23 protein-coding genes and 2 riboswitches are annotated in these 23,875 nt (G+C 69.2%); of the genes, 7 read left to right on the plus strand and 16 right to left on the minus strand.

From position 1 onward, the window contains the following. Positions 1-40: 40 nt before the first annotated feature. Complete coding sequence (locus tag QOZ99_RS12590) at positions 41-1,369, minus strand: GntT/GntP/DsdX family permease (protein ID WP_306890326.1); 1,329 nt, start codon at positions 1,367-1,369, stop codon at positions 41-43. Between the two features lie 125 nt (positions 1,370-1,494). Here QOZ99_RS12590 and QOZ99_RS12595 point away from each other — a divergent pair, with 125 nt between their 5' ends. The 5 genes from QOZ99_RS12595 to QOZ99_RS12615 all read left to right on the plus strand — a co-directional run bounded on the left by QOZ99_RS12595 (position 1,495) and on the right by QOZ99_RS12615 (position 7,560). Then, the gene (locus QOZ99_RS12595) at positions 1,495-2,814 is read left to right on the plus strand and encodes a glycoside hydrolase family 5 protein (protein WP_306890327.1); all 1,320 of its coding nucleotides are present in this window, start codon (positions 1,495-1,497) and stop codon (positions 2,812-2,814) included. Positions 2,815-2,896: 82 nt separating this feature from the next. Beyond that, positions 2,897-4,411 (plus strand): malonate--CoA ligase, encoded by a 1,515-nt coding sequence (locus tag QOZ99_RS12600; RefSeq protein WP_306890328.1) that lies wholly within the window; start codon positions 2,897-2,899, stop codon positions 4,409-4,411. A gap of 84 nt (positions 4,412-4,495) precedes the next feature. Next, positions 4,496-6,115, plus strand: coding sequence for a glycosyltransferase 87 family protein (locus QOZ99_RS12605; RefSeq protein WP_306890329.1), 1,620 nt, complete (start codon positions 4,496-4,498; stop codon positions 6,113-6,115). A 48-nt stretch (positions 6,116-6,163) separates the two neighbouring features. After that, complete coding sequence (locus QOZ99_RS12610) at positions 6,164-7,150, plus strand: glycosyltransferase family 2 protein (protein ID WP_306890330.1); 987 nt, start codon at positions 6,164-6,166, stop codon at positions 7,148-7,150. Then, a complete protein-coding gene (locus tag QOZ99_RS12615; protein WP_306890331.1) occupies positions 7,150-7,560 on the plus strand; it encodes a GtrA family protein in 411 nt (136 codons plus the stop codon). Before QOZ99_RS12610 ends, QOZ99_RS12615 begins: the two co-directional genes overlap by 1 nt. A 36-nt stretch (positions 7,561-7,596) precedes the next feature. Here the strand turns inward: QOZ99_RS12615 and QOZ99_RS12620 are convergent, their stop codons facing one another. Continuing rightward, complete coding sequence (locus tag QOZ99_RS12620; RefSeq protein WP_306890332.1) at positions 7,597-7,872, minus strand: metal-sensitive transcriptional regulator; 276 nt, start codon at positions 7,870-7,872, stop codon at positions 7,597-7,599. Positions 7,873-7,910: 38 nt separating this feature from the next. Further along, positions 7,911-8,285, minus strand: coding sequence for a hypothetical protein (locus QOZ99_RS12625; RefSeq protein ID WP_306890333.1), 375 nt, complete (start codon positions 8,283-8,285; stop codon positions 7,911-7,913). Between QOZ99_RS12625 and QOZ99_RS12630 the strand changes: the two genes are divergently transcribed. Continuing rightward, the gene (locus tag QOZ99_RS12630; protein ID WP_306890334.1) at positions 8,244-10,508 is read left to right on the plus strand and encodes a heavy metal translocating P-type ATPase; all 2,265 of its coding nucleotides are present in this window, start codon (positions 8,244-8,246) and stop codon (positions 10,506-10,508) included. The genes QOZ99_RS12625 and QOZ99_RS12630 overlap by 42 nt on opposite strands. A 169-nt stretch (positions 10,509-10,677) precedes the next feature. On the opposite strand, the gene QOZ99_RS12635 is transcribed toward QOZ99_RS12630, so the two are convergent. From QOZ99_RS12635 to QOZ99_RS12695, 13 genes are all read right to left on the minus strand, one after another. Next, a complete protein-coding gene (locus QOZ99_RS12635; protein ID WP_306890335.1) occupies positions 10,678-10,968 on the minus strand; it encodes a GIY-YIG nuclease family protein in 291 nt (96 codons plus the stop codon). A gap of 246 nt (positions 10,969-11,214) precedes the next feature. Beyond that, the gene (locus QOZ99_RS12640) at positions 11,215-12,510 is read right to left on the minus strand and encodes a D-amino acid dehydrogenase (RefSeq protein ID WP_306890336.1); all 1,296 of its coding nucleotides are present in this window, start codon (positions 12,508-12,510) and stop codon (positions 11,215-11,217) included. Between the two features lie 74 nt (positions 12,511-12,584). Then, positions 12,585-12,709, minus strand: a riboswitch (glycine riboswitch). Between the two features lies 1 nt (position 12,710). After that, positions 12,711-12,813: riboswitch (glycine riboswitch) on the minus strand. 250 nt (positions 12,814-13,063) lie between these two features. Further along, positions 13,064-13,957 (minus strand): carboxylating nicotinate-nucleotide diphosphorylase, encoded by an 894-nt coding sequence (nadC, locus tag QOZ99_RS12645; protein WP_306890337.1) that lies wholly within the window; start codon positions 13,955-13,957, stop codon positions 13,064-13,066. Between the two features lie 102 nt (positions 13,958-14,059). Continuing rightward, positions 14,060-15,595, minus strand: coding sequence for an L-aspartate oxidase (locus QOZ99_RS12650; RefSeq protein WP_306890338.1), 1,536 nt, complete (start codon positions 15,593-15,595; stop codon positions 14,060-14,062). Between the two features lie 13 nt (positions 15,596-15,608). Then, positions 15,609-16,697: a quinolinate synthase NadA gene (gene nadA / locus QOZ99_RS12655; protein ID WP_370876844.1), complete on the minus strand. Its 1,089-nt coding sequence runs from the start codon at positions 16,695-16,697 to the stop codon at positions 15,609-15,611. Between the two features lie 114 nt (positions 16,698-16,811). After that, positions 16,812-17,372, minus strand: a complete 561-nt coding sequence (locus QOZ99_RS12660) for an MgtC/SapB family protein (RefSeq protein ID WP_306890339.1) — start codon at positions 17,370-17,372, stop codon at positions 16,812-16,814. A 142-nt stretch (positions 17,373-17,514) separates the two neighbouring features. Then, on the minus strand, positions 17,515-17,973 hold the full coding sequence (locus QOZ99_RS12665) for a type II 3-dehydroquinate dehydratase (RefSeq protein ID WP_306890340.1): 459 nt from the start codon (positions 17,971-17,973) through the stop codon (positions 17,515-17,517). Beyond that, positions 17,970-18,395 carry a GlcG/HbpS family heme-binding protein gene (locus QOZ99_RS12670; RefSeq protein ID WP_306890341.1) on the minus strand — a complete coding sequence of 142 codons (426 nt, stop codon included), beginning with the start codon at positions 18,393-18,395 and terminating at the stop codon, positions 17,970-17,972. Before QOZ99_RS12670 ends, QOZ99_RS12665 begins: the two co-directional genes overlap by 4 nt. 26 nt (positions 18,396-18,421) lie before the next feature. Then, positions 18,422-19,099 carry a DUF1028 domain-containing protein gene (locus QOZ99_RS12675; RefSeq protein ID WP_306890342.1) on the minus strand — a complete coding sequence of 226 codons (678 nt, stop codon included), beginning with the start codon at positions 19,097-19,099 and terminating at the stop codon, positions 18,422-18,424. Between the two features lie 13 nt (positions 19,100-19,112). Then, entirely contained in the window at positions 19,113-19,532 is a 420-nt protein-coding gene (locus QOZ99_RS12680; RefSeq protein WP_306890343.1) for a RidA family protein, read from the minus strand. Positions 19,533-19,616: 84 nt separating this feature from the next. Further along, positions 19,617-20,846 (minus strand): acetylornithine deacetylase, encoded by a 1,230-nt coding sequence (gene argE, locus QOZ99_RS12685; protein ID WP_306890344.1) that lies wholly within the window; start codon positions 20,844-20,846, stop codon positions 19,617-19,619. Positions 20,847-20,849: 3 nt separating this feature from the next. Further along, positions 20,850-21,341 (minus strand): flavin reductase family protein, encoded by a 492-nt coding sequence (locus QOZ99_RS12690; RefSeq protein ID WP_306890345.1) that lies wholly within the window; start codon positions 21,339-21,341, stop codon positions 20,850-20,852. Then, positions 21,338-22,792 carry a 4-hydroxyphenylacetate 3-hydroxylase family protein gene (locus tag QOZ99_RS12695; protein ID WP_306890346.1) on the minus strand — a complete coding sequence of 485 codons (1,455 nt, stop codon included), beginning with the start codon at positions 22,790-22,792 and terminating at the stop codon, positions 21,338-21,340. Before QOZ99_RS12695 ends, QOZ99_RS12690 begins: the two co-directional genes overlap by 4 nt. A 110-nt stretch (positions 22,793-22,902) precedes the next feature. Between QOZ99_RS12695 and QOZ99_RS12700 the strand changes: the two genes are divergently transcribed. Then, positions 22,903-23,847, plus strand: a complete 945-nt coding sequence (locus QOZ99_RS12700; RefSeq protein WP_306890347.1) for a LysR family transcriptional regulator — start codon at positions 22,903-22,905, stop codon at positions 23,845-23,847. Positions 23,848-23,875: the final 28 nt, after the last annotated feature.

Consider the following 23,875-nt stretch of genomic DNA (forward strand, 5'->3'; position numbering starts at 1 on the left):
TCCTTGGCGCTGGCGGGGCGGTCCAGGGGTGTCGGGTGTGTCAGTGGCAGAGGAGGCGGAACGCCATCAGCACGAGGAGCGCGACCGCCCCCTGCACGCCGGTCGCCAGCGAGAAGCGGGCGAGCGTGGTGCCGGCCGGCAGCCGCGCGGCCTGTCCCACCAGCCAGAACAGCCCGTCATTGACATGGCTGACGCTCATTGCCCCGGCGCCGATGGCCAGCGCCGCCAGCGCCCGCCCGGCGGGGTCGCCAAGGCCGAGCGGGGCGACGAGTTCCATCATCATGCCGGCGGCGGTGATCGCCGCCACCAGCGAGGAGCCCTGCAGCGTCTTGACGATGGCGGCCAGCGCGAAGGGCAGGAGGAGCGCCAGCGCGCCGGACGGAGCGAACCCGAGGAGCCGCTCGGCATTCATTTCCGCCATGCCGGTTTCCTGCGCGATCTTCGACAGGCCGCCGGCGGCGCCGATGAGCAGCACCAATGGCGCGGCCTTCGCCAGCGCCCGGCCGGCCCAGCCCTGTTCGCTCAGGCCACCCTTCTCCCAGTGTCCACTGAGCAGCAGCAGCAGGCCGACGCCGACCAGGAGCAGGACGACCGGCCGGCCGAGCGCGATGAGGAATTCGCGGTTGGAGCCGCCGCCCAGCGGCTCGGAGGCGATGTCGCCGAGCGACTGGGTGACGAGCAGGGCGATCAGCACCACGCAGGTCAATCCCAGCGCCCACGCGCCGCGCCGCGGGGCGTGCAGGCTCTCGCCGTCCATCGCCCCGGCCGTGTCGACCCGGTTGGGCGCGGCGCTGCCGCCTTGCGCGAGCAGCAGCCCGGTTGCCACCACAACGAGCGCGGCCGGCAGGCCGAAGGCCAGCGCGGTGGCCCAGTCGGCGGCGAGGATGGTGGCGCTTGCCAGCATGACGGGCGAGAGGATCAACAGTCCATGGCTGCCCGAGAGCGACAGGCCGAGCACCAGGGCGGAGCGCGGGCTGTCCTCGCCGAGACCGCGCCGCAGCGGACCCAGCACCGCGAAGGCCGCCGCCGGGGTGGAGGCAAGGCCGGCGATGAGCCCGATCAGCGCCAGCGGCAGCGACAGGCGCGACCGGCCGGCCGCCGCGCGCTGCAGCCAGGCGGTCGCGCCGCTGGCATCGGCGATCTCCGCCATGAAGGCGGCGGCGACGACGATGAGGCCGAGCGTGTTCACGCCCTGCGCGAAGCCGAGGCCGAATGCCTTGCCGACGCCGCTGGTCGACATGCCGGCGGCATAGCCGAAGCCGATGGCGGCGAGGGTGAGGGCGAGGAAGGGCTGGACGCGCGCCCGCTGGATCGCCAGCGCGAGGAGGGCCAGCACGGCGGCGAAAGAGGCGGCTTGGGTGAGCGACATGTGCGGGGGAAAGCCGGGCGGGGACAGGTACCTTCGCTTAACCCGTGGCGCGGGCGCTGTCACCGGGGCATGAGGGCACGTTCCGCCATTGCCCGCGGGCGGCGGCTTGACTAGTTTGCCCGCCCATGATCGCCCGCGCTCTCTTCATCGCTGCCGTGATGGCTCTGGCCGCCGGCTCATCCTCGGCCGGCCAATCCTCGGCGGGCACGGTCTCCGCCGGCGTCGGCACCGCGCCGGTCGCCGTGCCCGCAACGACGTCGCCGCCGGCGGCTGCCGCACCGTCGTCCGTGCCCGGCTTCGTGCGGGCGGAGGGCACGCGCTTCGTGCGGCCGGATGGCTCCACCTTCCCGATTCGCGGCATGAGCTTCGGCAACTGGCTGCTGCCGGAAGGCTACATGTTCAAGTTCAAGGTCCAGCGCTCGCCGCGCGAGATCGAGGACGTGATCGAGTATCTCGCCGGCCCGCAGGAGGCCGCCCGCTTCTGGAAGGATTTCCGCGACGTCTATATCCAGGAGGCGGACCTCGCCTTCATGGCTGCCGCCGGCTTCACCACCGTGCGCGTGCCGCTGCACTGGAAATTCTTCCTCGACCCGGCGGACCCCTCCAAGGTCGATCCCCATGGCGAGGGCTGGGAGCGGCTCGACCGGGTGGTCGGCTGGGCACGGGCGCACGACATCAAGCTCATCCTCGACATCCATGCCGCCCCCGGCGGGCAGACCGGGGTGAACCATGATGACGGCGTCGGCTACCCGCTGACCTTCTACGTGCCGGAGTTCCGGCGCCGCACCATCACGCTCTGGCGCGCCATCGCCACGCGCTATCGCGACGAGACGACCGTGCTGGCCTATGACCTGCTCAACGAGCCGATCTCGCCCTATAGCGACACGGATTATCTCAACCCGCGCCTGGAGCCCTTCTACAAGGACATTGTCGCGGCGATCCGCGCGGTCGATCCCAACCACCCGATCATCCTCGCGGCGGCGCAGTGGAGCACCAATTTCGGTGTGTTCGGCCCACCCTTCGCGAAGAATCTCGGCTACACCTATCACAAGTTCTGGGCGAGCCCGGAGCGGCGCGAGGTGCAGGATTACGTGAACTTCGCCAATCGCTGGGGCGTGCCGATCTTTCTCGGCGAGACGGGCGAACTCACCGACGAGTGGAACGCCAAGTATCGCGCGATGAACGAGACATTCGGCATCGGCTGGAGCTTCTGGACCTACAAGAACCTCGATTCGCGCTCCACCGTCGTCTCCATCGCCAAGCCCGACGGCTGGGACGCCATCGCCGCCTTCGGCTCGGCCCCGCGCGCGCAATGGGACGCCATGCCCAAGCCCTCGCGCGAGGCCGTGGCGGCGACGCTGCGCGCCTATATCGAGAACGCGAAATTCGCCAATGCCACCGTCAATCGCGGCTATGTCGCCTCGCTCGGGCTGAAGGCGCCGTGAGCCCTCCCTCCTGCGCCTCCCTCCTGCCCGCGATCCCGGATCGGCCTCTGGCCGACCCGATGACGCATGAAGCTCTGGTACCATGACCAATCGTCTGTTCGACCTTGTCCGCTCCCGCCAGCCGGACCTCTCGCGCCCTTTCGCCGAGGCGCCGGACGGTTCCGTCCACACCTATGCCGATCTCGAGCGGCGGTCGGCGCAATACGCCAATGCCCTCATCGCGCTGGGCCTCGCGCCCGGCGACCGGGTGGCGCTGCAGGTGGAAAAGAGCCTGGAGGCGATCTTCGCCTATCTCGGCACGGTGCGGGCGGGTGGTGTGTTCCTGCCGCTGAACCCCGCCTATACCCCGCCCGAAGTGGCGTATTTCCTCGGCGATGCGGAGCCTGCGGTCTTCGTGTGCGATCCCGCGAGCGAGGAGGCGCTGGCGCCTGTGGCGGCGGCAGCCGGCGTTGGTCGGGTGCTCACGCTTGACGCGCAGGGCCGGGGCAGCCTGGCCGATGCCGCCGATGCCGCCGCCCCGCATTTCGACGATGTCGCGCGCGGGCCGGACGAGCTCGCGGCGCTGCTCTACACCTCCGGCACCACCGGCCGCTCCAAGGGAGCGATGCTCACCCATGACAACCTCGCGTCCAACGCGCTGGCGCTGACGGAGGCGTGGCGCTTCACCCCGGACGACGTGCTGATCCACGCCCTGCCGATCTTCCACACCCACGGCCTGTTCGTCGCCACCAACGTGACGCTGATGGCCGGCGCCTCGATGATCTTCCTGCCGCGGTTCGACCCCGATCTGATCCTGGCACTGATGGACCGGGCCAGCGTGATGATGGGCGTGCCGACCTTCTATGTCCGGCTGCTGAGATCGCCGGGCCTCACGCCCGCGGCGGCGGTGAACATGCGGCTGTTCATTTCCGGCTCGGCGCCGCTGCTGGCCGAGACGCACCGGCAATGGCAGGCGCGGACCGGCCATGCCATACTCGAACGCTACGGCATGACCGAGACCGGCATGAACACCTCCAACCCCTATGAGGGCGCGCGCCTTGCCGGCACGGTGGGCCTGCCCCTGTCGGGGGTGAGCGTGCGGGTGGTGGACGCGGTGAACGGGCGCGAACTGATCATCGGCGCCATCGGCATGATCGAGGTGAAGGGCCCGAACGTGTTCAAGGGCTATTGGCGGATGCCGGAAAAGACGGCGGCCGAGTTTCACGAGGGCTGGTTCGTCACCGGCGACCTCGGGCGGATCGACGCGGCGGGCTATGTGCAGATCGTCGGGCGCGGCAAGGACCTTGTCATCACCGGCGGCTACAACGTCTACCCCAAGGAAGTGGAGAGCGAGATCGATGCACTGGACGGGGTGATCGAGAGCGCGGTGATCGGCGTGCCGCATGCCGATTTCGGCGAGGGGGTGACGGCGGTCGTGGTGGCGCGCCCCGATGCGGCGCTGGACGAAAAGGCGGTGCTGGCCGCGCTGGAGGGCCGGCTCGCCCGCTTCAAATGCCCCAAGCGGGTGTTCTTCGTCGACGACCTGCCGCGCAACACCATGGGCAAGGTGCAGAAGAACCTGCTGCGCGAGCAGTACAGGGAGATCTATGCGCGTTGAGGGGGGCCCCGCGCCCCAGCTTGAAACGCCCCCGTTCGCCCGCCGCCGTGGCCACGGGCGCGACCCCTGCAGCCGGAAGACAGGATGAGTGGTATCAGCCGAGACGGGATTCTGGCCCGCCTGACGAACACCCCCATCCGCCGGGAGGTCTGGGTGGTCGCGCTCATCGCGGTGGTGGTGTGCGTGGTCCATGGGCTGCGACTGGGGCAGGATACCAACTGGGACCAGCGCAATTATCACTATTACGGCGTCTATGCGCTGCTCCACGGGCGTCTGGCGCTGGATGTCGCCGCCGCGCAGATGCAAAGCTGGTTCAACCCGGCCGGCTCGCTGCTGCCGTATTTCCTGATCACGCAGACCAGCCCGCGCCTTGCCACGGCAGCGCTGTCGGCGCTCTCGGCGCTGCCGCTGGTGACGGTGTTCGGGCTCGCGGTCGTCTCGCTCGGCCGCGAGGCGCGCCGCCGGCGGAGCCTGCGCTTGGCCGTCGGTCTGCTGGCCTGCGTCGGGGCCTTCAAGGCGCCGATGTTCCTGTCGGAGATCGGCACGACGTTCAATGACAATGCCAGCGCGGGCCTGGTGCTGGCGGCGCTGCTGGTGCTGCTCGCGGATCGCTTCAGCCGGCGGGCCTATGTGCTGGCGGGCGTGTTGCTCGGCGTGGTGGTGGGCCTCAAGCTGACCAATGCCTTCTATGTCATCGGCTGGGTGGCGGCGATCATGGCGGTGGAGCGGCGGCGTTTCCTCGTGCCGCTTGTCCTCGCCGGGGGCGCGGCGGTGCTGACGTATCTTCCCGTGGGCGGCCTGTGGAACGCCTATCTCTGGAAGCAGTTCGGCAACCCGCTTTTCCCAATCTACAACAACATTTTCCAGTCCCCGCTCTACCCGCCCTCGGCGATGCAGGACGAGCGCTTCAAGCCGAAGGGGCTGGGCGAGGCGCTGAGCTATTTCTGGCAGTGGCCCGCCGGCATGCACCCGACCAGCGAGCTGTATTTCGTCGACCTGCGCTTCACTCTCGTGCCGATCGTGCTGCTGCTGGCGCTGGCCGTCGTCGCCTTTCGGCGGGAGGCGAGCCAGGCGCGGGGTGCCGGGTCGGCGGAGGCGCTGTTCGACCCGCGCGCCGTGATCCTGCTGCCGACCTTCTTCGTCGTGTCCTTCACGCTCTGGCTGTTCATGTTCGGAATCCAGCGCTACGTGGTGGCGCTGGAGCAACTGGCGCCGCTGGTGCTGATGCTGCTGCTCTCCGTTATCATGCGGCGGCATGTGCTGCTTCTGCTGTGTTCGGCGTTGATGGTCGTGGCCATCGCGCGGGTCAATGTGAGCCCCGATTGGGGGCGGGTGCCGTTCGGCGACGACTGGTACGAGGTTCGCCTGCCGGACGAGATCGGGCAGGAAAACACGCTGTTCGTCATGCTCTCGGGCGGGCCGATCGCCTATGTCATTCCCTTCTTTCCCGCTTCCGACACGTTCGTGCGGATCGAGGGCAACCTGCCGGTGGAACCCGGGAGCGGGCTGGGCGGGATCGTCCGCGCGAAGCTCGATGCCCATGCCGGCCCGCTGCGCACGCTCGCGCCGGATGATCACCCCGCGGAGCGTTCGGCGGACACGCTTGCGTCCTACGGATTGCGGGCGGACCCGCAGGATTGCGTGCCGATCCTCACCCGGATGGGCCGGCTGCTGTCCTGCACGCTTGTGCGAACGGGGGGCTGATGGCTAAGCATTGAAACGCCTGCCGTCGAAAGATTGGGGAAGCCCACCGTGCCTGATGCTGTGAGCCCGTCGCGCGGTATCTCGCCGCGCATCGCCGTGATCATTCCTTGCTACAACGAGGAACTGACCGTCGGCACCACCGTGTCCGGCTTTCGCCGGGCGCTGCCCGACGCCACGGTCTATGTCTGCGACAACAATTCCAGCGACCGCACCGCGGATTTCGCGCGGGAGGCCGGGGCGGAGGTGATGAGCGAGCTGCGGCAGGGCAAGGGCCATGCGATGCGGCGCATGTTCGCCGATGTCGATGCCGATCTCTACGTGCTGGTGGATGGCGACGCCACCTATGATCCCGATGCCGCGCCGGCCATGCTGGAGCGGGTGATCGCGGAAAATCTCGACTTTCTCAACGGCGCGCGCATCGCCGAGGCGCAGGCCGCCTACCGTGCCGGCCACCGCTTCGGCAACTGGGCGCTGACCTCGCTGGTGCAGTTCATCTTCGGGCGCCAGTTCTCCGACATGCTGTCAGGCTACAAGATCTTCTCGCGGCGCTTCGTGAAGTCCTTCCCGGCCATGTCGCACGGTTTCGAGATCGAGACCGAGCTGACCGTGCATGCGCTGGGGCTGCGGATGCCGTGCGCGGAGGTGCCAACCGTCTATATCGAGCGGCCGGCCGGCTCCTTCAGCAAGCTGAAGACCTATCGCGACGGCGCGCGCATCCTGCGCCTCATCGCCAATCTGGTGCGCAATGAACGTCCCATGCTGTTCTTCGGCGTGGCGGCGGCGGTGCTGGGAGCCGCGGCTTTCCTGTTCAGCATTCCGCTGTTCTATACCTATGTCGAGACCGGCCTGGTGCCGCGCCTGCCGACCGCCATCGCCGTGGTGGGGCTGGCGATCGTCGCCGTGCTGAGCCTGTTCTGCGGCCTCATCCTCGACATGAGCACGACCAGCCGGCACGAGATGAAGCGGCTCGCCTATCTCGCCATTCCGCCCGTGCGCCCGCTCGCGCCGGGCCGGCGCAAGCGCGAGGACGCCTGATGGCGGTCTCCCGGCTCGCGCTCAAGGAATTCTTCCGCTTCGGCTGCGTCGGCGGGCTGGGCTTCGTCGTCAATGCCGGCGTGACCCATGCCGCGAGCCAGCTGGCGAACCTCTATGCCGCCGGCCTGATCGGGTGGTTCGCGGCGGCGAGCTGCACCTGGTTCTTCAACCGCATCTGGACCTTCGCCCACCGGGCGAAGCGGCCGCTGCTGCGCCAGTTTCTCGATTTTCTCGGCGCCAATTTCATGGGGTTCCTCGTCTATTACGGAACCTACTCGGCGCTGATCGCCGGCTGGCCGCTCGCCCGCGAGCACCCCGTTCTGGCGGTTGCCGCCGGCTCCATTGCCGGGCTGGCGATCAATTTCACGCTCTCGCGCCGCTTCGTCTTTCGCGGCCCGGTCGAGAAATAGCGCAGGCGGGCCGCCGGGATCGTCGGCGTCCGGCGTTCAGCCCTTCAGCTTGCCCAGAACCTCGATCAGCTCGGAGACCTTCTGGCGCTGCTGGTCGGCGTCGCCCGAGCGTATGGCGTGCTCGACGCAATGGGCGACATGGTCGCGCAGCACCTCTTCCTCCACCTTCTTCAGCGCCGCCCGCACCGCCGCCACCTGGGTGACGATGTCGATGCAATAGCGGTTGTCCTCAAGCATGCGCGAGAGGCCGCGCACCTGCCCCTCGATCCGGCTGAGGCGCTTCAGGCAAGCCTTGCGTGTGTGATCCTGCATGCTTGCCATATACCCATGCGGGGTATATATCGCAAGGGTCATATACCCATGTGGGGTATAAGGAGGGTGCCATGGCTCACGGCGATCACGATCCTTCGGCCCAGGATCATGGCAAGGATCATGGCAAGGATCACGGTAAGGATCACGGCGCAGATCCTGGCAAGAGCCTCGTCACCGATCCGGCCACCGGCGGAGCCTGCTGCGGTGGCGATCATCATCATGATCACGCCGCCGCGCCTGCCCATTCGCACGATCACGGACACGCGCACGGACACGCGCACGGACACGCGCACGGACACGCGCACGGACACGCGCACGGAAACCCGCAGGCGCATTCGCACGCGAATATGGCCAAGGACCCGGTCTGTGGCATGGAGGTCGACCCGCACACCGCCCAGCATCGGGCGGAGCATGGCGGGCGCACCTATTATTTCTGCTGCAATGGCTGCCGCACCAAGTTCGTCGCCGATCCCGGCGCCTATCTGGAAGGGCGCGGCGCGTCATCCGAGCCGGTGCCGGAGGGCACGGAATATACCTGCCCGATGCATCCGGAGGTGCTCCAGATCGGCCCCGGCACCTGCCCGATCTGCGGCATGGCGCTGGAGCCGATGCTCGTCAGTCTCGACGATGGGCCCAACCACGAACTGATCGACATGACGCGCCGGTTCTGGATCGGCCTCGTGCTGGCCGTGCCGGTCTTCGCGCTGGAAATGGCTGGGCATCTGGTTCCGGCGCTGCAACACCTCCTGCCGCCGGGCACCTCCCACTGGATCCAGCTGGCGCTGGCGACCCCTGTCGTGCTGTGGGCGGGCGCGCCGTTCTTCGTGCGCGGCTGGCAGTCGCTGGTGACGCGCAACCTCAACATGTTCACGCTGATCGCCATCGGCACCGGCGTCGCCTATCTCTACAGCGTGGTCGCGGTGCTGGCGCCCGGCATCTTCCCGCCCGCCTTCCGCGCCATGGACGGCTCGGTCGCGGTCTATTTCGAGGCGGCGGCGGTCATCACCGTGCTGGTGCTGCTCGGCCAGGTGCTGGAACTGCGCGCCCGCGAGCAGACTTCGGGCGCCATCCGCGCCCTGCTCGACCTCGCGCCGAAGACCGCCCTGCGCATCGCGGCGGACGGGCGCGAGGAGGAGATCGCGCTCGATCAGGTCGTGGTCGGCGACCGGCTGCGCGTGCGGCCGGGCGAGAAGGTGCCGGTCGACGGACAGGTGATCGAGGGCCGTTCGGCGCTCGATGAATCGCTGGTGACCGGTGAATCCATGCCGGTCACCAAGCTGCCGGGCGATGCCGTCATCGGCGGCACGCTCAACCGCTCGGGCGGCCTCGTGATCGAGGCGGCGCGGGTGGGGCGGGATACCGTGCTTGCCCGCATCGTGCAGATGGTGGCGGAGGCGCAGCGCTCGCGCGCGCCGATCCAGCGCCTTGCCGACCGGGTCGCCGGCTGGTTCGTGCCGCTTGTGGTGGCCTGCGCGGTGCTCGCCTTCATCGCCTGGGCGAGTGTCGGCCCGGACCCGCGCCTCGCCCATGCGCTGATCGCGGCGGTGGCGGTGCTGATCATTGCCTGCCCCTGCGCGCTGGGGCTCGCCACGCCGATGTCGATCATGGTCGGGGTCGGGCGCGGGGCGCAGCTGGGCGTGCTTATCAAGAATGCCGAAGCGCTGGAGCGGCTGGAAAAGGTCGACACGCTGGTGGTCGACAAGACCGGCACGCTCACGGAAGGCGCGCCCTCCGTCACCGCCATCCTGCCGGCGGAAGGTTTTGCCGAGGCCGAGGTGCTGCGGCTCGCCGCCGCGGTCGAGCGCCTGTCCGAGCATCCGCTCGCCCGCGCGGTGGTTGCACTGGCGCAGGCGCGCGGGATCGATATCCCCAAGGTGCGCGGCTTCGATTCCCCGGTCGGCAAGGGCGCCTATGGCCTGGTCGAGGGCAAGCGCGTGGCGCTCGGCAGCGCGGCCTTTCTCACCGAGCTGAACATCGACACGGCCGCGCTCGCCGCGCCCGCCGACGAGCTGCGCCGCGAGGGCGCCAGCGTCATTCTGGTCGCCATCAACGGCACGGCGGCGGCGGCCCTCGCCATTGCCGACCCGATCAAGGCGACGACGCCGCAGGCGCTGGCCGATCTCGCGGCCGCCGGCATCCGCGTCGTCATGCTTACCGGCGACAACCGCGTGACCGCGCAGGCGGTGGCGCGCCGCCTCGGCATCACCGAGGTCGAGGCGGAGGTCGCCCCGGACCAGAAGGCGGCGGTGGTCGAGCGGCTGAAGGCGGAGGGGCGCATCGTCGCCATGGCGGGCGACGGGGTGAACGACGCGCCCGCGCTCGCCGGCGCCGATGTCGGCATCGCCATGGGCTCGGGCACCGATGTCGCCATCGAGAGCGCGGGGGTGACGCTGCTGCGCGGCGATCTCGGCGGCATCCTGCGCGCGCGCCGCCTGTCGCAGGCGACCATGCGCAACATCCGCCAGAACCTGTTCTTCGCCTTCGTCTACAACGTCGCCGGCGTGCCGATCGCGGCCGGGGTGCTCTATCCCGTCTTCGGCCTGCTGCTCTCGCCCATGGTGGCGGCGCTCGCCATGTCGCTCTCCTCGGTGAGCGTCATCGGCAACGCGCTGCGGCTGCGCACGACGCAGCTGTGAGCGCCGTCGCCCGCTCGCGTCGGGGAGGGTTGTGAGACCGGGCGCCCCGATCGACGCGGGGGCGTCCGGCAAGGTGTTCCCCGGACAAGCGGCGCGGAGCGCCGCGTCGATCCGGGGTCCAGCGCAAGAGGCCTGCCGAAGGCAGTCACCACCCTCCTCCGTCGCGATCTCAATCCAGCAGTCGCTCCGCCAGATTGTCCCATCCAGGATTGCCCGCCTCGATCAGGTGAAGCTTCCACTCCCGGCGCCAGCGCTTGAGGAGCGCCTCGCGTGAGCGCGCCTCGTCGATCGAACCGTAAAACTCGACGTGAACCAACAACCGCACCCGGTAGCGTGCGGTGAAACCGGGCACTTCTCCGGAGCGATGCTGCATCATGCGCCGGGTAAGGTCGCTGGTGACGCCGACATAGAGCGTCCCGTTGCGCGCGCTGGCGAGGATATAGACGGCATAGCGCTCCATGCGAGGCCTCCGCGACGGAAGGTATCATGAGGCGCTCGCCGGGCGAGCGGAACTGTGCACTGGATCCCGGATCGGCACTCCGGCTTCGCCGTCGCTTGTCCGGGAAACAGCTGTCGACCGGACGAACGCCGCGCCGCTCACGTTAGCGGCGACAAGGGCCACCTGTTCCCCCGGACAAGCTGTGCGGGGCACATGACTGATCGGGAGCCGCGCCATAAGTCTGCCGAAGGCAGGTTTATGGCCGTATCACTCCGCCGCCATGCGCAGCAGCGGTGCCGGGGCCTCGATCGGCAGGGCGGCTTCCACCTTGGCGGCGATGATTTCGGCGGTCGCGCAGGAGAGCGTCCAGCCGAGATGCCCGTGGCCGGTATTGTAGAACACGCCCGGCCGGGCGCCGGCGGCGACGCGCGGCATCAGGTCCGGCATCATCGGGCGCAGGCCCGCCCACGGCACCGCGCGCTCGGTCGACACGCCGGGGAACAGCTTGCGCACCCAGTCGGTCAGCGGGCGGATGCGGTCGGCGCGGATATCGCGATTCTCGCCGTTGAATTCGGCCGTGCCGGCGACGCGGAAGCGGTCCTTGCCGAGGCGCGAGGTGACGATCTTGGTCTTGTCGTCCAGGAGGCTCACCCAGGGGGCCGCGTTCTGGCTCTGCTCGTCGTCGAGCATCACGGTGATCGAGTAGCCCTTGACGGGATAGACGTTCACCCGGTCGCCGAACTGGGCGGCAAGGGCGCGCGAGCCGACGCCGGCGCAGACCACGACCGCGTCATAGGCCAGCGTCTCATGGGTCGCGGCACCGTCCTCCGCCTCGGGGGCGACGGTGAGGGTGATCTCGACACCGGTGCCGTCGGCGCCGGCGCCGGTATGCCGCACCCGCTCGACGCTCGCCTCGTTGATGAAGCGCACGCCCTTTCGACGGCAGACCTCGGCGAGGCCGAAGGTGAATTTGTGGATGTCGCCGGTGGAATCGGAGGGGGTGTAGAAGCCGCCATAGAAGTTGCCATGCACGGTCGGCTCGATGGCGCGGATCTCGGCGGGCGTCACCTCGCGGCGCTCCAGCCCGCCCTGCGCATAAAGCGCGGAAACGGCGCGGGCGCTGTCCTGGGCCGCCTTGTCGCGATAGATGTGGAGGATGCCGCGCGTCTCGTGGTTGAAGTCGATGCCCTCGCGCGCGGCGATGTCGAACATGTGGCGGCGCGCCTGGATGGCGAGGCGCGTGGTCTCGACCGTGTTCGCCGTGTAGTTCGGAATATTGGCGAGGAACTCGGCCATCCAGCTATATTTGTGCCAGGAGGGCTTGGGGTTCATCAGCAGCGGCGCGTCGGGAACGAGCATCCACTTGATGCCCTTGAGCACGGTCGACCAGGAATTCCACACCTCGGCATTGGAGGCCGAAAGCTGACCGCCATTGGCGAAGGAGGTCTCCATCGCCGCATAGCGCTGGCGATCGATGACGGTGACGTCGTAGCCCTTCTCGTTGAGGGCATAGGCGGTGGTGATGCCGGTGATGCCGGCGCCGATAACGGCGATCTGGCGCATGGGGAACTCCCGCGCTGGAGGACGACTAGGCTCGAACCCCGGTGTTTCCACCTCGGCGTTCCAGCCGGCTGTCCCCATCTGTCGCGGTACCTGAGAGCTCGCCCCGAGATGGACGGCGACGCCGTCCGGAAATCCCGGGCTTCCCCTTCGGTGGACGTCCAGCGCCGTTATCCCGGCGCCGACGCCTCTCTCCAGATTGTCCTGATCATGCGGTCCGTGGTGCCTGAGAGTTTCCTGGGGGGTTGCTCCGTCGGCGCCGACACGTGTCCTGGGAGGACTGTCGGTCTCTCCCGCATGAACATTAGCAGACGGATATATGCATCGCACAAAAGCATGCTTGTTTCAAGGGCAGAAGGGTGCGCTTGCGGGTGAATTGGCATCCGACCTTGGTCGGGGCGGTGGATTCGGCCAAGGCGTTTCGCGCGGGATCCCGGATCGGCACCGCCCTGCGTGCAGTTTGTCCGGGAAACGGAAGATCCGGTGTCCCGGGCACGTGTCGCCGCAGGCGGAGCGCCGATCCGGGACCCAGCGCAAGGGTCGTCGGCCAAATCCCTCACGCGCGCGCCGCGTCCAGACCCAGATCGAGGATCGGCGCGGAATGGGTGATCCATCCGACCGAGATGAGGTCCACCCCGCTCGCCGCGATGGCGCCCACCGTCTCGGCCGAGACGCGGCCGGACGCCTCGGTGAGCGCTCGCCCGCCGACGATGGCGACGGCCTGCGCCAGCATGGCGGGGGTCATGTTGTCGAGCAGCACCGCGTCGACACCCTCCGCCATCGCCTCGTCAAGCTGGGCGAGCGTGTCGACCTCCACCTCGATCTTCACGAGATGCCCGGCATGGGCCTTGGCGCGCTGGATGGCGATGGCGACGCCGCCCGCCACCGCGATGTGGTTGTCCTTGATCAGCACCGCATCATCCAGCCCGAAGCGGTGATTGGAGCCGCCGCCCGCCTTCACCGCGTGCTTCTCCAGCGCGCGCAGGCCGGGCGTGGTCTTGCGGGTGCAGACGATCTGCGCCGTGCCGTGCCGGCGGGCGATCTCGACCAGGCCGGCGGTGGCGGTGGCGATGCCGGACATGCGGCAGGCAATGTTCAGCGCCACCCGCTCGGCGGTGAGGATGGAGCGCGCCGCGCCCGACAGCCGCAGCACCCCATCGCCGGGCGCCACCACGCTGCCGTCGCCGCGCTCGATCGCGACCCTGAGCGCGGGATCGATCAGTTCGAAGGCGATCACCGCCGCATCGATGCCGGCGATCACGCCGGGCTGGCGCGAGGCGATCACCGCCTCGAAGCGGGCATCGGCCGGCACCACCGAATCGGTGGTGACATCGCCGGCCCGGCCGAGATCCTCCAGCAGCGCGGCGCGCACCAGCGGCTCGACCAGCAGGCGGGGCAGGGGAGAAAGCGTGCTGATGGGAGAAAGCGAGGTATTGGAGGGCGAGATCATGGGCCTACTCGTCTCGGGATGATTGGGGCACCGGCCGGCGGGTGGGCGCTCCCGGCAAGGAGCGCAAGGGGCTCCGGCCGGCTCCGGCCGGCTCAGGCCGGCTCAGGCCACCTGCCGCACATGGGGGGCGCGGGTCTCGGCCAGCGCGGTCTCCGAATGGCGGGCGAGGGCGGCGGGGGCGGGATGATCGGCGCGGAAATGCCCGCCCCGGCTCTCGGTGCGGCGCAGCGCCGCCTGTGTGACCATGATCGCGACCAGCGAGAGGTCGTCGCCGTCCCGCGCGTTGAGTTCGCCGAGCCGCTGCGCGGCGGCCTCCAGCGTCGACGCCTCGCGCACCACGCCGACATGACTATCCATCAGCGCGCGAATTTCCGCACGGGCGAGCGAGGCTGCCCGCGCCGGGGAAGGCGCGCGCGCCGTCCCCGCGCCGGCCTCGCGTCCGGCAATGTCGGCGGCGATCCATCCGGCATAGGCGAGCGCCTCCAGCAGCGAGTTGCTGGCGAGGCGATTGGCGCCATGCAGCCCTGTCGAGGCGACCTCGCCACAGGCCCACAGCCCCGGGACGCTGGAACGCCCGGCATCATCCACATTGATACCGCCCATATGGTAATGCGCCGCCGGCCGCACCGGAATGGGCTGCCGCGCCGGATCGAGCCCGTGCGCGCGGCAGAGCGCGACGACGCCGGGAAAACGCCGCTCCACATCCGCCAGCCGCGCGTCGAGCACCACGTGGCGGCCTGCCGCGTTCTGCGCGAAGATGGCGCGGGCGACCACGTCGCGCGGGGCGAGTTCCTGCCCCGGCACCTCCAGCATGAAGCGCTCGCCACAATCGTTGAACAGTTTGGCACCCTCGCCGCGCAGCGCCTCGGTCGCCAGCGGCATGGGTGCGGGGCCGCCCAGAAGGTCCGCCCCGGCCGGATCGGCGGCGGTGACGATCGCCGTCGGGTGAAACTGCACGAACTCCATGTCGCGCAGCATGGCGCCTGCCCGCGCCGCGAGCGCGAGGCCGGAACCGACGGCGCCGAGCGGGTTGGTGGTGGAGGCGTAGAGCCCGCCCATGCCGCCGGTCGCCAGCACCACGGCGTGGGCGGGCAGGCCGGTCACGCGCCCGGCACGGTCGCGCAGCGCGATGCCGCGCACGGCGCCGGCCTCATCGGGGAGCAATTCGCAGGCGCGCACGCCCTCGATCACCTCGATCGTCGGGCAGGCGCGAGCGGCCATGGTCAGCGTTTCCAGCACGAGGCGGCCGGTGCCGTCGCCCCCGGCATGGACGATGCGCCGGCGCGAATGCGCGGCTTCAAGCCCCAGCGCGAGGCGCCCGTCCGGCGCGCGGTCGAACGGCGCGCCGAGTTGCAGCAGCCAGTCGATGGCGCCGGGCGCGGCCGACGCGACGCGACGCGCCACGACGGGCTCGGAAAGGCCGGCGCCGGCCTTGAGCGTGTCGATGGCGTGATAATCGGGCCGGTCGTCATCGCCGATGGCGGCGGCGATGCCGCCCTGGGCCCAGCCGGTGGCGGCCTCCGCGCCGAGCGGGGCGGCAACCACCAGCGTCACGGGAAGCGGGGCGAGGCGCAACGCGGTGGCGAGGCCGGCGACCCCGCCGCCGACCACGACGATATTCTCGGGCGAATGGCGCAACGCAGGAAGCCTTTCAGGAAATGGCGAGCATGCGCTCGACCGCGCGGCGGGCCCGGTCGGCAATGGCCGGGTCGATCTCGACCGCGTGGGTCATCGTCTCCAGCGCCCGGCGGATATTGGGCAGCGTGATCCGCCGCATGTGCGGGCACAGGTTGCACGGGCGCACGAAGTCGATTTCGGGATGGCCGACCGCGACATTGTCGGCCATCGAGCATTCCGTGATGAGCACGACGCGGGCCGGCTTCTCGTCGCGCACGTAATCGGCCATGCCGGCGGTGGAGCCGGCATAATCGGCCTCTGCCACCACCTCCGGCGGGCATTCGGGATGGGCGAGCACGACGATGCCGGGATGGGCCTCGCGCAGGTCGCGGATGTCCTGCGGGGTGAAGCGCTCATGCACCTCGCAATGGCCCTTCCAGGCGATCAGCTCGATCTCCGGCACCAGTTTCTGCACATTCTGCGCGAGATACTCGTCCGGCAGCATGAGGATGCGGTTCACGCCCCATTCCCTCGCCACGGCGCGCACCACCTTCACGGCATTGCCCGAGGTGCAGCAATAATCGCTCTCGGCCTTCACTTCGGCGGAGGTGTTGACATAGGTGACGACGGGCACGCCGGGATAATGCTGGCGCAGCAGGCGGATATCCGCCGCGGTGATGCTATCGGCCAGCGAGCAGCCCGCGCGCATGTCCGGCATCAGCACGGTCTTGGAGGGGTTCAGCAGCTTGGCGGTCTCGGCCATGAAGTGCACGCCGGCCATGACGATCACGTCGGCATCCACATTCACCGCCTCGCGGGCTAGCGCGAGACTGTCGCCGACAATGTCCGCCACCGTGTTGAAGATCTCGGGGGCCTGATAATTATGCCCGAGCACGACGGCGTTGCGCGCGCGCTTCAACTGCTCGATGGCCTCGACGTCGCGGGCGATCAGCGGCCACTCCGCCGGGGTGATGTGCCGGGATACCCGCGCATAGAGATGCGGCAACGGCAGCGGGGAAGCGGTGTCAAGCGTGGTTTCGCGCGCCATGGCGGGCGCGGCGGTGGAAACCGGAGCGAAGCCCTCGGCCGGATCGACACGGGCGGCGGTGTTCACGTCCAGCATTGCACCCTCCCTTATGCTCTTTTTGAGTATAATTTGGTCCAAAGAAGACCGGGCGACGTGCCCGGCATTTCGAGCTTATGCTAGATCTGAGTATAAGGGGTTGTCAACAGTTCGTCACAAAGCCGACGATGGCGGCGCGGATGGCGGCGCGGGCGGCTCGCGCGTTCCGTCGCTGCCGCTGGCGGGCGGCGTGGCGCCATGCCGGCGCACCGGCACGCCGGCGCGGGATTCGATGAAGCGCTCGATCGGCAGCGCCAGCACCAGCAGCATCAGGGCGACGGCGATGCCCATGACGATGAGGTGCCAGGAGGCGAGGGCGCAGGCGATGCCGAGCGCCGCCGTCACCCATACGCTCGCCGCCGTGGTGAGGCCATGCACGCGGCTGGAATGGCGCTTGCGCAGCACCACGCCGGCTCCGAGAAAGCCGATCCCGGTCATGATGCCCTGGATAATGCCCTGCACCACGCGGCTGGTGGCATCGGGATGGCCGGCAATGCCGTCGACCCGCATCGCGGTGAGGGCGACCAGCGCCGCGCCCATCGAGACCAGGCCGAGCGTGCGCATGCCGGTGGGCTTGCCGCGCAGGTCCCGATTGATGCCGATGAGCATGCCGCAGGCCGCCGCCACCAGCAGGCGGAACAGGGCCTCGATATCGTGCGCCGACAGGATGTCCATGGCGATCTCGTGAGGCGATCTCGTGGGGCGACTCGTGGGGCGATGGTCGCGGCAGGCGATGTTCGTCCACGTGACGTGCGCCGATGCCGCCACCCGGTCAAGCATCCGCCCGCGCGTGCCGGCGGGCATGCCCCGCTCCCGATCAGTCCGCCCGGCGGATCGCGGCGATCAGCGCCGCGACGGCCTGCGCGTAGCCGTCCGGGCCGAGGCCGAAGATGCAGCCCGTCACCACCGAGGAGAGCGGCGAATGGTGACGGAAGGGCTCGCGCGTGAACACGTTGCTCACATGAACCTGGATCGCCGGCGCCGCGATCGCCGCGAGCGCGTCGCGCAGGGCGATGGATGTGTAGGACAGGCTGCCCGCATTGATGACGATGCCGTCCGCCGTGCCGCGCGCCTGCTGCACCCAGTCCACCAGTTCGCCCTCGCTGTTGGACTGGCGGAAATCGACGGTGCCGCCCTGCGCCTGCGCGCCCGCGCGGCAGGCCTGCGCGATGTCGTCCAGCGTCAGCGCGCCATAGGGCCCGTGCGGGTCCAGCCCGTAGAGATTGGTGTTGGGCCCGCTGAGGACCAGGATATGGACCGGCCGGGGGGCGCTCACAGAAGCGGATCCCGCGCGCCGATGGCGGCCAGCCCCGCGCGGGCGACATCCACATCCTGCGCGCCCGTGCCCGAGCCGACGCCGATGCCGCCGACACAGACGCCGTCGAGGAGGATGGGCAGCCCGCCCTCCAGATTGGTCAGGCGCTGCCCGGCGGCCAGCGACAGCTTGATCTCGTCCGCCGGGTTGAGCCGCGCGGAGGGCTGGCGGTGCGAGGCGGCGGTGATCGCCTTGGACAGCGAGGTCTCGCGCGAGAGCAGCTTCGCGCCGTCCATGCGCACGAAGGCGAGGAGGTTTCCGCCCTCGTCGACGATGGCGATGTTCTGCGGCACGCCCAGTTCGTTCGCCCGGGCGATGGCGGCGGCCAGCATGGCCAGCGCACCCTCATGGGTGAGTTTCAGTGCGGGACGGGTGAACGGCATCGGGTCTGCGCCTCTCTCATCCGGGGCTATCGATCGCCCGGCACGCCATAGGACGGCGCCGTGGTGGGGTCGAGCGCGCGGGTGACATAGGCGTCCATCTGCGGCTTCCACAGCGCCCATAGCGCGGCAAGCTCGGCCATCACGTCGCCCTCCGACCAGTCGATGCGCAAATCCGCGACCGGCCAGGCCACCGTGTCGACGATCATGAGGCCGGCCGAGTGCACCGGCCCCGCTTCGCCGCCGGCCGCCACGCCCGCCTGCATCGCCGCCACCAGCCGGTCGCCGAGATCGGCCTCGTGAAGCGCCTCGAAGGCCGCGACCATCGCCGCCGGCACGCCGGTCGAGGCGAGCAGGTTGCCCGCCGCCGCGACATCCCGGCCAGAGGCGATGGCATGGATGCCGAGCGTCTTCGCGCCGGAATGGCTGGCGGCCGGCCCCGCCCGGCCCAGCACCACGACCTGCCGGTAGTCGAAGAATGGCGCCTCCGCCGCGAAACGCGCCAGCACCTCGTCCGGCGAGAGACCCTGCGCCAGCAGGTCGAGCCCCTTGGGGCCGAGAGTGGGATCGGTGATGTTCTGCGTGGAGACCACGCCGACGCCGGCGCGGGCATGGGCGCAGCGCGCCGCCACCGCCGGCGAGGAGGAGGAAACGGCGATGCCGAACCGGCCCGTGGCGGCGCAGCGGGCGGAAATGGAGAAGGTCACGCGGGCCTCCCGTTCAGGCGACGTCGGGGATGACGGCCGTCACCTCGATCTCGACCAGCCATTCCGGCCGGGCCAGCGCCGAGACCACGAGGCCGGTGGAGACCGGGAACACGCCCTTCAGCCATTTGCCCATCTCCTGATACACCGCCTCGCGGTGGCGGATATCGGTGAGGTAGATCACCACGCGGCAGATATGGCTGAGGTCGCTGCCCGCTTCCTCCAGCAGCATCTTGATATTGGCCATCGCCTTGGCGGCCTGCTGGCCGGCATCGCCGATATGCACGCTCTCGCGCGTGTCGAGGTCCTGCGCGATCTGGCCGCGCAGGAACACCATGGTGCCGCGCGCCACCACCGCCTGACACAGATCATTGTCGAGCTTCTGCTCGGGATAGGTGGCCCGGGTGTTGAAAGGGCGGATGCGCGTATGGACCATGGCGGGGGCTCTTTCGGGCGGGAGTCTTGCGGGCGGAGTTTCGCGGGCGGGAGTTTCGCGGGCGGGAGTTTCGCGGGCGAAGGGTCAGGCGATCGGGTTGGAGGCGAGGTCGAGCGGTGCGCTCAGGCGGGCGGTAAGGCGGCCCATCATCGCGCCCGCCGCGGCGAGTTCGTCGAGGCCGATCCACTCGTCGGCCTTGTGCGCGCGGGCGATATCGCCCGGCCCGCAGACGAGCGTGGCAATGCCGGCCGCGTGGTACAGCCCCGCTTCCGTGCCGAAGGCGAGGGTCACGGGCGGTTCGCGGAAATCGGCCAGCGCGGAAACAAAGCCCAGCGCGGCGCTGTCCGCTTGCGTGTCGAGCCCGGGATAATCGCTGAGCGTTTCCACGGTGATCTCCGCCTCCGGGGCCTGCACGTGCAGCCGCGCGCGGGCCTTGTCGAGGATGGCCTTGATGGCGGCATCGAGGGCGGCGCTGTCGGTGCCGGGCAGGGTGCGCGCCTCGAATTCCAGCGTCGCGCGATCCGGCACCAAATTGAGCGCCCCCCCGCCATGAAGGGAGCCGACATGCAGGCTCGCATAGGGCGGCTCGAAAGCGGCATCGGTGGTGGCGCGCAGCGTGCGGCCGAGCGCGAACAACCCGCTCGCGACCTCGGTGGCGGCTTCCACCGCACTGGCTGCGCGGTGCAGCAGGGCCGAGTGCCCGCCGCGCCCGGTAATGATGACGCGGCGGGCGAACTTGCCCTTGTGCGCGCGGGCGACCTTCATCGCGGTCGGCTCGCCGACGATGCACAAAGCGGGCGGCACGGGCAGGCTCGCCACCTCCCGCACCAGATCGGGCGCGCCGAGGCAGCCCAGTTCCTCGTCATAGGAGAAGCACAGATGCACCGGCGTCGCGGTGGCCGCCCGCTTGAAGGCGCCCACCTGCGCCAGCACGACGGCGAGGAAGCCCTTCATGTCGGAGGCGCCGCGCCCATGGAGGCGGCCATTGCGGATGTCGGCGCGGAACGGGTCGCTCGCCCAGTCCTGTCCCGCCACCGGCACCACGTCGGTATGGGCGGAGAGCGCGATGCCGGGCCGCTCGGTTGGGCCGATCGTGGCGATCAGCGAGGCCTTGTCGCCGGCTTCATTCGGGATGAGCCGGCTGGCGATGCCGTGGCGTTCGAGATGATCGGCGATGAAATGGATGATCGGCAGGTTCGTGCCGGCGCTGACCGAGGCAAAGGCGATGAGCCGGCCCAGCAGGTCGATGACGTCACCGTCCGCCGCGCCGGACGCGCGCCCTGCCAGACCCTGCGCCCGCGCCCCGCTCGGCATGCGTCAGGCGACCTCCAGCTTGTGATAGGCGCGGTTGGAATAGACCAGCGGCTTGGCCGCATCGCTCGCCAGCGCGAGCACCTCGCCGGCTATGATGTGATGCGTGCCGAACTCGAACATGCCGGCGATGCGGCAGTCGAAGCGGCACAGCGCGCCCATCAGCACCGGTGCGCCGGTGTGCAGCCGCTCCCATTCGGCTACCGCGAAGCGGTCATCGGCCAGTTCCGGGATCAGGCCGGCGAAGCTGTCGGCCACCCGGTGCTGGCCATGCGCGAGGATGTTGGCGGCGAACACGCCGTTGGCGATCAGCGTCGGCAGGGTACGGCTGCCCTTGTTGAGGCAGAACAGCACCGAGGGCGGTTCCATCGACAGCGAGCAGAGCGAGGAGACGGTGACGCCCGCCCGTCCCGCCTCGCCGTCCGTGGTGACCACGGTCACGCCGGAGGCCGTGCGGCCCATGGCTTCGCGAAACAGGGCGATGTCGATCACGCTCATTTTCCCGTTCCCATCACCTGGTCCGACAGGCCGGCCGCCTTGCGCACGAAGTCGAGCGGGCCGGAAAAGTCGAAGGCGTTGTACACCGCATTGAGATGGTTGAAATGCGGTGCCTGCGCAAACTGCACGAAGGTCAGGCGATGGCCGGCATAATCGGAATTGAGCAGGTCGCGGGCGAAGGCGAGCAACTTGCGCCGGTCCTCGGATTCCCACTGCTTGTTCAGCGAGTAGAACTTCTTCAGCCACTCGCCCGAGCCTTCCGCCGCGAAGGCGGCGGCGTTCGGTGTGACGCAGATCTGCCCGCCGCACAATTCGCGGGCGATGTGCATCATCGCCGGCAGGTTGGCGCAGGCATGGATGCGCCCGGCATAGAGCATCGACTGGTTGGGCATCAGCAGCCCGCCCGGGCTCTTCTCCGCCAGCGTGATCGCGGCGGTGAGGTGGGCATTGATGCCCTCGCGGTAGCACACGAGATCGGCGAGCTTCTCGCGCACCGACTGCAGCTTTTCGAGGCCGGTCTGCCGGGCGTTGAACATCGCCGCGCCGATCATCATGTCGGCGACGTAGAGCAGGCGGTGCACATAGGGGAAGGCCGAGTAGCGGTGCAGCGTCGCGCGCACGAACTGCGCCGCCTTGGTGTGGCGATAGAAGAACACATTCTCCCAGGGGATGAGCACATTGTCGAAGATGACCAGCGATTCCACCTCGTCGAACTTGTTGGCGAGCGGGTAATCCCTGGGGTTGGTGCGCCCGGCGAAGGAGGAGCGGCAGATCTGCCGCACGCCCGGCGCGCCCATCTCGATGATGCCGCCCACCGCGTAGTCGGACAGCGTCTCGTTGGTCCACGCGCCGACGGTGGGCTTGAGGAAGGCCTGGTCGGCATAGGCCGCGGCGGTCTCGTATTTGGCGCCGCGGATGATGATGCCCGCGTCGGTCTCCTTCACGACATGCACCATCATGTCGGGATCCTGATCCTGCGGGGCGAGGGAACGGTCGCCCTTGGGATCGGTATTGGCCGAGACGTGGAAAATGTCGTTGTCGAAGATGTTCTGCACATGCCGGTCGACATTGTCGGCGAAGCGGGGATCGAACTCCGCCAGCACGTCGCGCCCGTCCATGAGTGACCAGACTTCGCCGATCGTCTCGTCGCCGACGCGGGTCACGACGCCGCCAATGTCCTGCATCACGGCGTCGACGGCGGCGATCTTGTCGCTCCAGTCCTTCGTCTCGCGCGGCGGCTTGTAGAAGATCGTGTTGCGCTTGTTGTCCTCGACATAGGTGAGGCGGTCCTGGTAGCGCGCCTCATGGGCCATGTCGTACATGCGCGCCCGCACGTCGACGATCGGCTTGAAGGCGGGGTGCTGGGTGACGTCCTTTACCCGCTCGCCGTCCATCCAGATCTCGCGGCCGTCCTGGAGACCCTGCCGGTACGCGTCGCCTGTGCGGATCATGCGGTGCTCCCTTTTCCTCTCAGGAAATATTGCGCTTTCCCCATGGATCGATAAAATATTATCGTTCGTTCCTCGAAATAGAAAATTCTGATGCGAGATAGAGAATTCGGATGAATGTCTCCCTCCGCGCGCTGCGCTACGTGGTGACAACCGCCGATTTCGGCAATCTGACCGAGGCCGCGCGGCACCTCAACGTCTCGCAGCCCTCGATCTCGGCCGCGATCGCGCAGTTCGAGGCGGAGTGCGGCGTGCAGCTCTTCGTGCGCCACCATGCCAGGGGCGTCACCACCACCATGGCCGGCACCCGCATCATCAACGAGGCGCGGCTGCTGCTGAACCATGCGCGGGATTTCGGCCAGAACGCGCGGGCGATGGCCGACGAGGTGCGCGGCGAGATCGCGGTGGGCTGCTTCTGGACCGCCGCCACCCATTTCATGCCGGGCCTGCTCACGCGCTTCGCGCAGAGCCATCCCGGCATCACGGTGCGCCTCGACGAGGGCGACCAGCAGCAGATCCTCGACGCGCTGGTGTCGGGGCGCACCGAACTCGCCCTGTCCTACGAGTTCGCGCGGCCGGAGGAAGTGGTGGCCGAGCCGCTCGCCGAACTGCCGCCCTATGCCGTGCTCCCCGCCGACCATCGGCTCGCGCGGCGCGAGCGCATCAGCCTCGCGGAGCTGGCCGGCGAGCCCTTCATCCTGCTCGATCTGCCGCATTCGCGGGACTATTTCATGAGCCTGTTCCGTGCGGCCGGGGTGGAGCCGCAGATCGCCTTCCGCTCGCGGGTTTATGAGCTGACGCGCGGGCTGGTCGGCCAGGGTCGGGGCTACACCATCCAGAACGTGCTGCCGCGCACGCAGATCACCCATGATGGCGGGCGCGTTGCCGCCGTGCCGCTGACCGACCGGCTGGAGCCGGTGCGCCTTGTCAGCCTCAAGCTGCGGCGGCAGGCGCCGCGCCCGGCGGTGGAAGTGTTCGCCCGCCATCTCGCGGCAGCCTTCGCGCCGGGCGGGCTGTTCGAGCCGGGCACGCTCTCGCCGCGCACCACGGTGCGCTGAATCGGCCGGCGTTTTACTGGCAGGAAAC

The sequence above is a fragment of the Ancylobacter amanitiformis genome (assembly GCF_030814815.1).
Taxonomy (GTDB): domain Bacteria; phylum Pseudomonadota; class Alphaproteobacteria; order Rhizobiales; family Xanthobacteraceae; genus Ancylobacter; species Ancylobacter amanitiformis.

Coding starts and splice junctions, on each gene's coding strand:
- argE (WP_306890344.1), bottom strand. CDS start 20,846: ATGCCGAGCGGGGCGCGGGCGCAGGGTCTGGCAGGGCGCGCGTCCGGC.
- QOZ99_RS12590 (WP_306890326.1), bottom strand. CDS start 1,369: ATGTCGCTCACCCAAGCCGCCTCTTTCGCCGCCGTGCTGGCCCTCCTC.
- QOZ99_RS12625 (WP_306890333.1), bottom strand. CDS start 8,285: ATGCTCCGCCCGATGCTGGGCGGTGTGCGGGTCGACCTCCATGCCACA.
- QOZ99_RS12680 (WP_306890343.1), bottom strand. CDS start 19,532: ATGGTCCATACGCGCATCCGCCCTTTCAACACCCGGGCCACCTATCCC.
- QOZ99_RS12635 (WP_306890335.1), bottom strand. CDS start 10,968: ATGGAGCGCTATGCCGTCTATATCCTCGCCAGCGCGCGCAACGGGACG.
- QOZ99_RS12620 (WP_306890332.1), bottom strand. CDS start 7,872: ATGCAGGATCACACACGCAAGGCTTGCCTGAAGCGCCTCAGCCGGATC.
- nadA (WP_370876844.1), bottom strand. CDS start 16,697: ATGCTGGACGTGAACACCGCCGCCCGTGTCGATCCGGCCGAGGGCTTC.
- QOZ99_RS12615 (WP_306890331.1), top strand. CDS start 7,150: ATGGCGGTCTCCCGGCTCGCGCTCAAGGAATTCTTCCGCTTCGGCTGC.
- QOZ99_RS12670 (WP_306890341.1), bottom strand. CDS start 18,395: ATGCCGTTCACCCGTCCCGCACTGAAACTCACCCATGAGGGTGCGCTG.
- QOZ99_RS12595 (WP_306890327.1), top strand. CDS start 1,495: ATGATCGCCCGCGCTCTCTTCATCGCTGCCGTGATGGCTCTGGCCGCC.
- QOZ99_RS12600 (WP_306890328.1), top strand. CDS start 2,897: ATGACCAATCGTCTGTTCGACCTTGTCCGCTCCCGCCAGCCGGACCTC.
- QOZ99_RS12695 (WP_306890346.1), bottom strand. CDS start 22,792: ATGATCCGCACAGGCGACGCGTACCGGCAGGGTCTCCAGGACGGCCGC.
- QOZ99_RS12630 (WP_306890334.1), top strand. CDS start 8,244: ATGGAGGTCGACCCGCACACCGCCCAGCATCGGGCGGAGCATGGCGGG.
- QOZ99_RS12690 (WP_306890345.1), bottom strand. CDS start 21,341: ATGAGCGTGATCGACATCGCCCTGTTTCGCGAAGCCATGGGCCGCACG.
- QOZ99_RS12660 (WP_306890339.1), bottom strand. CDS start 17,372: ATGGACATCCTGTCGGCGCACGATATCGAGGCCCTGTTCCGCCTGCTG.
- QOZ99_RS12700 (WP_306890347.1), top strand. CDS start 22,903: ATGAATGTCTCCCTCCGCGCGCTGCGCTACGTGGTGACAACCGCCGAT.
- nadC (WP_306890337.1), bottom strand. CDS start 13,957: ATGATCTCGCCCTCCAATACCTCGCTTTCTCCCATCAGCACGCTTTCT.
- QOZ99_RS12640 (WP_306890336.1), bottom strand. CDS start 12,510: ATGCGCCAGATCGCCGTTATCGGCGCCGGCATCACCGGCATCACCACC.
- QOZ99_RS12605 (WP_306890329.1), top strand. CDS start 4,496: ATGAGTGGTATCAGCCGAGACGGGATTCTGGCCCGCCTGACGAACACC.